9 protein-coding genes are annotated in these 8,743 nt (G+C 67.5%); 3 read left to right on the forward strand and 6 right to left on the reverse strand.

Translation table 11 applies throughout. The features are described from left to right. Positions 1–22 precede the first annotated feature (22 nt). Both KDJ86_RS10940 and fixJ read left to right on the forward strand, forming a co-directional pair. Positions 23–1,567, forward strand: a complete 1,545-nt coding sequence (locus KDJ86_RS10940; RefSeq protein ID WP_291745491.1) for a PAS domain-containing sensor histidine kinase — start codon at positions 23–25, stop codon at positions 1,565–1,567. Next, on the forward strand, positions 1,557–2,183 hold the full coding sequence (gene fixJ, locus KDJ86_RS10945) for a response regulator FixJ (RefSeq protein ID WP_291745493.1): 627 nt from the start codon (positions 1,557–1,559) through the stop codon (positions 2,181–2,183). The genes KDJ86_RS10940 and fixJ overlap by 11 nt, the downstream gene beginning before the upstream one ends. Before the next feature lie 100 nt (positions 2,184–2,283). Here the strand turns inward: fixJ and KDJ86_RS10950 are convergent, their stop codons facing one another. The 3 genes from KDJ86_RS10950 to KDJ86_RS10960 are packed head-to-tail and all read right to left on the reverse strand — an operon-like array spanning position 2,284 to position 5,046. Beyond that, positions 2,284–3,285: a CobW family GTP-binding protein gene (locus KDJ86_RS10950; RefSeq protein ID WP_291745495.1), complete on the reverse strand. Its 1,002-nt coding sequence runs from the start codon at positions 3,283–3,285 to the stop codon at positions 2,284–2,286. A 4-nt stretch (positions 3,286–3,289) separates the two neighbouring features. Next, positions 3,290–4,750 carry a guanitoxin biosynthesis MBL fold metallo-hydrolase GntH gene (gntH, locus tag KDJ86_RS10955; protein WP_291745497.1) on the reverse strand — a complete coding sequence of 487 codons (1,461 nt, stop codon included), beginning with the start codon at positions 4,748–4,750 and terminating at the stop codon, positions 3,290–3,292. Beyond that, positions 4,747–5,046: a hypothetical protein gene (locus KDJ86_RS10960; protein ID WP_291745499.1), complete on the reverse strand. Its 300-nt coding sequence runs from the start codon at positions 5,044–5,046 to the stop codon at positions 4,747–4,749. Before KDJ86_RS10960 ends, gntH begins: the two co-directional genes overlap by 4 nt. A gap of 31 nt (positions 5,047–5,077) precedes the next feature. On the opposite strand from KDJ86_RS10960, the gene KDJ86_RS10965 reads away from it, so the two are divergent. Further along, on the forward strand, positions 5,078–6,421 hold the full coding sequence (locus tag KDJ86_RS10965; protein WP_291745501.1) for a hypothetical protein: 1,344 nt from the start codon (positions 5,078–5,080) through the stop codon (positions 6,419–6,421). A gap of 154 nt (positions 6,422–6,575) precedes the next feature. Here the strand turns inward: KDJ86_RS10965 and KDJ86_RS10970 are convergent, their stop codons facing one another. The 3 genes from KDJ86_RS10970 to KDJ86_RS10980 form a co-directional block, all read right to left on the reverse strand. Continuing rightward, positions 6,576–7,544 (reverse strand): formylglycine-generating enzyme family protein, encoded by a 969-nt coding sequence (locus KDJ86_RS10970; protein WP_291745503.1) that lies wholly within the window; start codon positions 7,542–7,544, stop codon positions 6,576–6,578. Between the two features lie 186 nt (positions 7,545–7,730). After that, positions 7,731–7,889, reverse strand: a complete 159-nt coding sequence (gene ccoS / locus KDJ86_RS10975; RefSeq protein ID WP_291745505.1) for a cbb3-type cytochrome oxidase assembly protein CcoS — start codon at positions 7,887–7,889, stop codon at positions 7,731–7,733. Beyond that, positions 7,886–8,614 (reverse strand): HAD-IC family P-type ATPase, encoded by a 729-nt coding sequence (locus KDJ86_RS10980; RefSeq protein WP_291745511.1) that lies wholly within the window; start codon positions 8,612–8,614, stop codon positions 7,886–7,888. The genes ccoS and KDJ86_RS10980 overlap by 4 nt, the downstream gene beginning before the upstream one ends. Positions 8,615–8,743 lie beyond the last annotated feature (129 nt).

Consider the following 8,743-nt stretch of genomic DNA (forward strand, 5'->3'; position numbering starts at 1 on the left):
TAGGCGCCGGCAAATGGAGACGATGACGGGCGAGATAAAGATGTTGGGGCCGGCGCAGGGCCATCGAATCGCGATACCCGTGCGCCCCGGACCATCCGGTCCGGTCGGCGCCCTGCTGCGCTATGCGCTGCCGTTCGGCGCGGTCGCCGTGGCGGTTCTCGCCTGCGCGTCGATCTGCGGGCGCACGGGCGACCCGTCGCTCTTCCTCTTCGCGGGCATCGCCGTGGTGGTTTCGGCGGCCTATGGCGGCCTGGGTCCCGGCCTGCTGGCCACCGCGCTCACCGTCGCGGCCGCCTTCGCCATGGCCTATTTCTTCGTCGAGGCCCATGTCGACATCATCAAGGCGCTGGTGTTCAGCTTTCTCGGCGGGGCGATCGCGATGATGGGCGAGCGGCTGCACCGGCTGCGCGCCGAGACCGAGGCCTTCGCCAACGATCTCATCGCCCGCGAGGCGCATCTCCAGTCGATCCTCGACACGGTCCCGGATGCGATGGTGGTGATCGACGAGGCGGGCGTCATCCGGTCCTTCTCGAGCGCCGCCGAGCGGCTCTTCGGCCTTGCCGCCGGGGATGCGGTCGGCAAGAATGTCAACATCCTGATGCCGCCGCCCTACAAGCAGGATCACGACCGCTACATCCAGCGCTACCTCCAGTCCGGCCACCCGCGGATCATCGGCATCGGCCGCGTCGTCGTCGGCCAGCGGGCGGACGGCACGACCTTTCCCATGGAGCTCGCGGTCGGCGAGATGGTGTCGCAGGAAAGGCGCTACTTCACCGGCTTCGTCCGCGACCTCAGCGAGCGGCTGGAGACGGAGACGCGGCTGCAGCAGCTGCAGTCGGAGCTGGTCCATATCTCGCGGCTGACCGCGATGGGCGAGATGGCCTCGACGCTGGCCCACGAGATCAACCAGCCGCTTTCGGCGATCGCCAACTACATCAGCGGCTCGCGCCGGCTCCTCGCCTCGCAGGACGAGCGCGCCGGGCCGCGCCTGCGCGAGGCGCTCGACAAGGCGGCCGACCAGGCGCTGCGGGCCGGGCAGATCATCCGCCACCTGCGCGAATTCGTCAGCCGCGGCGAGAGCGAGAAGCGCGGCGAGAGCGTCGCCCGCATGGTCGAGGAGGCGAGCGCCTTGGCGCTGGTCGGGGCGAAGGAACGCGGCATCCGCGTCCGCTTCGACATCGCCGACGACGTCAACCACGTCCTCGCCGACCGGGTGCAGGTCGAGCAGGTCCTGCTCAACCTGATCCGCAACGCCATCGAGGCGATGACCGAGGCGGATTCGAGCCCCAAGGAGCTGGCCATCTCGGCCAGGCGGATTCCCGGCGGCATGGTCGAGATCGCGGTCGCCGATACCGGTCCCGGCATCGCGCCGGAGGTGGCGGAGCGGCTGTTCACCCCCTTCGTCACCTCCAAGGTGCAGGGGATGGGGGTCGGCCTGTCGATCTCGCGGACCATCATCAATGCCCATGGCGGGACGATCTCGGCCGATACCCTTCCCGGCAAGGGCACGACGTTCCGTTTCACCCTCAGGACGATCGACGTTTCGGAAGGCGGGGATGAAGACTGACGCCACAGTTCACGTGATCGACGACGACCGGGACGTCCGCGAATCGCTGTCCTTCCTGCTCGAGACGGCGGGCCTGGCGGTGCGGGCCTTCGAATCGGCGAGCGCCTTCCTCGACGTCCTGCCGCGCGGCGAGAAGGGCTGCATCGTCACCGATGTCAGGATGCCGGGGATCAGCGGCACCCAGCTGCTGGCCGAGCTGAAGGCGAGGGGCGTCGGCATGCCGGTCATCGTCATCACCGGCCATGGCGACGTGCCGCTGGCGGTCGAGGCGATGAAGCTCGGCGCCTTCGACTTCATCGAAAAGCCCTTCGATGACGCGACGATCGTCACCGCGGTCGAATCGGCGCTGAGGGAAGAGGAGCGGCGCGAGGAGAACGAGGCGGGCAAGGCCGACGTCGTGGCGCGCCTGTCGATGCTCTCCCAGCGCGAGCGGCAGGTCCTCGACGGCCTGGTCGGCGGCCTGCCCAACAAGACCATCGCCTATGACCTCGGCATCAGCCCGCGGACGGTGGAGGTCTACCGCGCCAACGTGATGAGCAAGATGGAGGCGGCGAGCCTCTCCGACCTGGTGCGCATGGCGATCCTGGCCGGCGAGGTCTCGAAGCGCGGAGCATAGGGGAGCGGGCCGAAACGCCGCCGGCCGGCGCGGCGGGCGGCGATACGGCGGCGAGACCCTCGGCATCCGCAAGGCCGGCGGGCAGGACCATCGACGACGATCAGGCCGCCAGGGGGACGACGTCCTCAAGAAACGTCGCGGGCATGGCACCGGCGGCGCCGATGGCGACCAGCCGGGTCTCCGGCCGGCGATCGCCCCACGGCTCGTCGCGGGCGATGTCGATCCGCTTGCCGACCACCTGGACGATGATCCGGCGAGCCGGCTCCTCCTCGCAAAAGACGAAGCCTTTCAGCCGATAGACCGAGCCGGGCAGGCGCTTGACGGCGTCACGCAGTCCGTCCAGCGACACCGGCCGGTCGGTATGCAGCATCGCCGTTGCGAAGGTGGCGGCATGGTCGTGGTGGTGGTGGCCATGACCATGACCATTGCCATGGCAACCGCAATCCGGACCATGGACATGGTCCGTCGCCGCATCGAGATGTTCGGAGGCAAACCGGCCAACCGACAGCAGGATGTCGAGCGGAACATCGGCGTTGACCGCCTCGACGAGCCTGTAGCGCCGGAAGCGCGAGCCAAGCCAGTCGTGCACGCCTTGCACCGTCTCGCGATCCACCAGATCCACCTTGTTGAGGATCACCAGGTCGGAGAACGCGATCTGGCGGAGCTTCAGCTCCATCTGCTCCGGCGCAGCGAAGAGCTGGTCGGCGTCGACGATGCACATGATGCTGTCGAGCCGGATCGTGTCGCGGAACGTGTGATCCGTGAACGTCATCGCGATGGAAGACGGATCGGAAACGCCGCTGGCCTCCAGGATGATGTATTGCGGCCGCTCGGGCCGGGCGAGGACGGCTTCCACCGTCTCGATCAGGTCATCCCGGATCGAGCAGCAGACGCAGCCATTGGCGAGGCTCATGACGTTGCTGTCGACGCCGACCACGAGGTCGGCGTCTATGTTGATGGATCCGAAATCGTTGACCAGGACGGCCACGCGCAGTCCGTGATTGCCGGTCAGGATGCGGTTGAGGAGCGTGGTCTTTCCAGCGCCGAGGAAGCCGGTCAGGATGGTGACGGGCACGGCGTCGACCGAACCAAACTGGATCATCGGATCACTCCGGCTTGTTCTTGCGGCCCGGGATCACATCATCGACCCTGATCGCGAAGTCACTGGGCCATTCCGGTGCCGGGGCGCGGAACACATCCTCGGGGTAGTACTCCCTCGGGTCGATCTCCATGTCGCGATATTTCTGGTCCTGCTGCTCGGCGCGCGACGATCGGGGCTGAGGCGGCCTGATCTCATCGGGCAGGGTGATCTTCCCCTCGGCCTCCATCCTGGCCAGTTCGCGGAACGGTGCGACCGATCCCGATTTCCCGGGAATCGCCGCCTTCCGGTACCAGATCGCGTCCTTGGTGACATTGACCACCGCGACATCGAGACCCCACTGGAAGAGGCCATCATAATGGGCGCGGATGCCGGCCAGCATCTCGGCGTCGATGTCGTCGTCCTGGGTGTAATGCGTCACCATTCCCAATCGGGGCCGCGCATCGGCAAAGAGCTTGCCGACCGCGTAATGCGACGTGTGATGGGTGTCGATGGTGTAGTTGAACAGCTCCTGCGGCAGGCCGTATTTGTAGGTCATCAGCAAGCCGATGTCCTGACCGGACATTTCGGTCACGAAGACATCCGCGCCCTTGCCGTATTGGCGGGAAAGCTCGTCGGGGCGGCCGTCGCCGGTCCAGACGAAGCTGAGACCGTTCCAGTCAAGACGGTATCCGACGGCACCGTCCTTGGCGTGACTGCGTGGCCAACTGCGGACCACGACGCCGTCCTGGTCGTAGACGATTCCGCCCTCCTTCCGGAAGTCGAACTCGTTGACCTCGATTTCGTAGCCGTCGCCGATCGGAAAGACGTCGAATGCCTCCAGATGCCAGCGCAACATCTGCTTCATGCCGTCGACCATGGCCTTGGTGCCGAGTTCCGGCGTGCGGCCGGAAGGGCCGTGAATCCGCAGTGGCGTATAGCCCCCGGACCAGGCGCGGAAGGGGAAGATGTAGGGGACGTCGGCGTAGTGGTCGACATGCAGGTGGGTGATGAAGATGTCGTTGATCAGCTGCCCGGGCACCTGCATGCCGATGATATTGCGGACACACCCGGTTCCGAAGTCGAAGAAGAAGCGCTTTCCATTGCCGAGCTCCACCATGATGCAGGTGCCGGCCTGGTCCTCGCGCGGGGGATAGGGCGTCGAGCCACAGAACGAAATCCGCATCTCATCCGGGCCCAGCTCCTCCGTCAGCGGAAAGTAGTTCGCGTTCGAGCCGGTCATGTACTTCGTCGGGCGGAAATATTCGGGCAGCGAGATGCCACCGGCCGGACGTCCGCCATAGGGATTCCTGAGGGTTGAACCGAGAGGTCCGGAGCCCTCATGGGCCGAGACGCTTCCAGCGTGAAGAGTCGCGGCGCCGGCCACCGCGGCGCCGGTGGCGAGTCCTTTGAGAAGATCACGGCGGGCGGGATCTTCCGGTCCGTCATTCTCGGGGCGAGGCGTATGTTTCTGCCGTTCCTTGCTCATCTGCTTTCCTCGTCTGTCTTGTTCCAGAACGTCTTGGCGAAACGCATCAGCTCCTGTTCGAGCTCATCGCGGATATCGGACCACGCGGCCCGCACGTCCGGTTCCGCCTGCACGTCGCAAGAGCGTGCGCAGGCCTCCCGGTAGTCACGAAGCGCGGCCTTCAGCCGCTTGTCCCGGACCGGCCTCGCGGCGAGCAGGCTTGCGATTTCCGGCGGTGGGGAATGATTGGACTCCACTGCGATGAACCCGTTGGCGTTTCTCCGGGCCGTATGGGGCTTCTGGCCGGTCGCGGCCAAGTGAGTTACGGTGAGTGGGGAGTGAGTTGACGTGCAGGAATCCGCAGAAACCGCGGCAGGTTCGACCGCCGGGCGGCTATCGTCGGAGGCGATCACCGACGCGCTCGGGCGAGTGCTCGCAAGCGAAGGTTTCGCCGCCTCCCCCCGCCTCCAGCAATTCCTCACTTACGTGGTCGAGGAAACGATCGCGGGTCGGGGGCAATCGATCCGGGGCAAGACCATCGCGGCCGACGTCTATGGTCGCGACCTCGGCGAGTCGGGCGCCCAGAATATCGTCCGGGTAGAGGCCCGCCGGCTGCGCCGGTTGCTCGACGAGTATTACGCCGGCGCCGGCGCCGACGACGAATGGCGGATTTGCATCGATCAGGGAGGCTATGCGCCCCGCTTCCAAGCCGCGACGCCCGGCGATGCCGAGGAGCAACCGGAGGCGCTTGCGACGCGAAGGGGGGCGTCGCGCTCGCCCTGGATCGTCATTTCCATTCTCGTCCTGGCGCTGATTGCCGCCGGACTTTACGCCGTGGCGTGGTGGCCGGCTCCCGAGGAAGCGGGGCGATCGCAGGATCGTGCGGTCCGCGTGGCGTTGCGCGACCGGTCCATGCCGAGCCTGCAGGCCGCAAATCTCGCCGAAGAGGCGCGCGGCATGCTGTTCCCCATCTTCGACGTGAAGCGCCAGCAACTGGCGCTGGAAATGTTCCGCCACAGCATCGAGCTCGATCCCGGCCTTGCCAGCGGATACGCGGGCGCCGCCCAGGTCCTTGCCACCCTTTCCATGCTCTCCGCGGACGCGGCCGAAGCGGCGGACCTGCAGCGTGAGGCGGACACGATGGCGAGCAAGGCACTCGAACTCGCCCCGGCCGATGCCTGGGCCGTGGCCGCCAAAGGCTGGACATTGGCGGTCGGCGGCTCGTTCGAACCGGGGTTGGCCAAGGCCCGCCTCGCGGAGGAACTGGCCCCGGAAGACGGCCATGTCCTCGACCTTGTCGGGGTCACCGCGATCGTCGGCCGATCACCCCAACTGGCCGCGGACGTCTCTCGTCCGGGCAGGCCGCGATCTGGTGTCGGTCGCTTTGGAGCGCGAAACATCTGGGGCGTCGCCCAGCTCATGCTCGAGAATTATCCGGATGTCATCGAGGCTTTCGAAGGCGCGGCGGCCACGGGTGCGCCGGTGAGTCCGCCGACGCTGATCTTCTCGGCCGTGGCCTACGACCAGATCGGAGAATCGGAGACGGCGAGCAGGCTCGTCGCCGAACTGAAGGAAACCTGGCCGGCATTTCCCGCCACCAGCCTGGTGAGACGAATCTTCCACGAGGGGACTCCAGCCGAACGGGTGATTCTCGGGACCCTGGCGAAGAACGGGTTCGATGACGCCCGGTGATGAGCGTCGGCGGCGCGACCGTGAAGCCGGTCAGCGAAGCTCATTGGCCATCGGCCTCGACGAGGCGGGACGCTTCCCGAAACGCGCCACGTCCTGGGTACCCGCATGAAGCCATCCGTTTTCGCCGGGGCGAGACCTTTGCGTGATGGGCCGGTCACTGATCCTGGCGGATCGATCTGGCGATGCGAAATCCGCTCTCGAAATCGAGGGACGCGGGCTTGCCGCCTCCCCGGAACGCGACCCGCAACACGTCGGGACTGTCGAACAGTCCGCCGCCGCGCGACATGCGGCGTTCGCATGGCGACGCGGTCCAGGCCGATCCATCCGCCGGCGCGCCGGTGTAGGTATCGTGGTAGCAGTCCGCGACCCATTCCCAGACGTTGCCGGTCATGTCGTAGAGGCCGAAGGCATTCGGCTTGAAGCTTCCGACCGGGGCGGTGAAGGGGTGGCCGTCGTCGCAGTCGCTGGTCCAGGTCCAGTCCGGAAACTGCGCCTTTGCCGACCTGTCGGCGGCATTCGCATAGTCGCAGATCGCCGCCTTGTCTTCGCCGAAGTAGAAGGGCGTGACCGACCCGGCGCGCGCGGCATATTCCCATTCGGCTTCGCTCGGCAGGCGGTAATCCTCGCCGGTCATCTCCGAAAGCCACGCCAGGTAGCCGCCGACGTCGTCGGTGGTGACGCAATTCACCGGATGGGTGTCGTCGACGGGAAATCCCGGATCGCGCCAGGTGCGGCCCTCGCGGGCCTGCCATGATTCATCCTCATAGGTGACGCAGGCGTCGTCGGTCTTCCAGTCCGTGGCGTCGACGAAGGCGGCGAACGCGCCCCGCGTGACCTCGAACCGGCCGACCGCGAAGGAAGGAATCGCGACCTCGTGGGCCGGCGCCTCGTCGTCCCGCCCGGCGGGGTCGTTGTCGCCGGCGCCCATCACGAACCGTCCGGCCGGAACCACCACCATCTCCGGGCAATTGTCGCAATCGCGGAACGTCGAGCCCGGTGCCGGCGCTCCGTCCTGGGCATGGCCATTCGCGGCGAGACAGAGGAGGGCGGCGGCGAGGGAAACGGGCGGGACAAGGGCGTTGGCCGGAAGCCCGACCCGGAAATCAGATATGGTCTTCAACATCGTCGACCTCGTTTTCTCCGCAGTCGGATGACGGGGGTCGGCTGCGAAGGCATGCCGTCCGCGAAGCCACGATGGACCAAAAAAGCTCGGCCACCGGAGCTGCGAAGTCAACGCGGCACGGCACGGCGATGAGGACAAAAGCCCGTGATCGTCCGGGGCACGGCGACGGCTGTCGGGATCGGCCGCCTAGCCGCTCTTCCGCTCGACGTCGGTATCGTCGAGGACGCGCAGCGCGGCGCCGTCGAGGTCCTCGTATTGGCCGCTCCTCAGCGACCACAGGAAGCCGAGGAGGCCGACCAGGCCGAGGAAGAGCGCCAGCGGGACGAGGTAGAGCAGGACCGTCATGGCGCGGAGACCTCCGTGCCAGCCGGAAGCGCCCCGGCGGGGCGCTGCACGGGCGGCGCCTTCTCCGGCATGCGGGCGCGGAGCGCGTTGAGCGTCACGGTGATCGACGAGCCGGACATGGCGACAGCGGCGATCAGCGGCGTGACGACGCCGAAGATGGCGAGCGGCACCGCCGCGAGATTGTAGATGACGGTGAAGGCGAGGTTCTGGTTCATCAGCCGTCGCGCCCGGCGGCCGATATCGAAGGCGTCGACCACGGGCATCAGCCGCTCGCCGAGGAAGACGGCGTCGGCCTGGGCCTGGGTGATGTCGAGGGCGCTGATCGGCGAAAGGGATACATGGGCCTCGGCGAGGGCCGGGGCGTCGTTGAGGCCGTCGCCGACCATCGCCACCCGGTGGCCGGCCGCGGCGAGGTCGCGGAGCGCGGCGATCTTGTCCGCCGGCTTCATGCCGGAGGCGTAGGGAAGGTCGAGCTGGCGGGCGACCGGCGCGACGGCGGCCTCGCGGTCGCCGGACAGGATGCGGCAGTCATAGCCGCGCGCCTTGAGGGCGGCGACCACCGCGGCCGCGTCCGGCTTGAGGACCTGCTCGATGGCGAAGACCGCGGTCGACCCGCCGTGGCGGAACCAGAGATGCGAGGCGGTGGCGGACCCGGCGCCCGGAGCCTCGGACGGAATCCCGCAGAAGGCGGCGCCGCCGAGGCGCGCCTCGATGCCATCGGCGATCGCGGCGACGCCCTCGAGCGTTTCGCCGAGGCCGACACCATCGTCTTCGACAAGACCGGCACGCTGACCACGGCCGAGCCGCATGTCGCCAATGCCGCCGACATCCCGGCCGGGACGCTCCGCCTGGCC

It is taken from the genome of Bauldia sp., from assembly GCF_020442045.1.
Classification (GTDB): domain Bacteria; phylum Pseudomonadota; class Alphaproteobacteria; order Rhizobiales; family Kaistiaceae; genus Bauldia.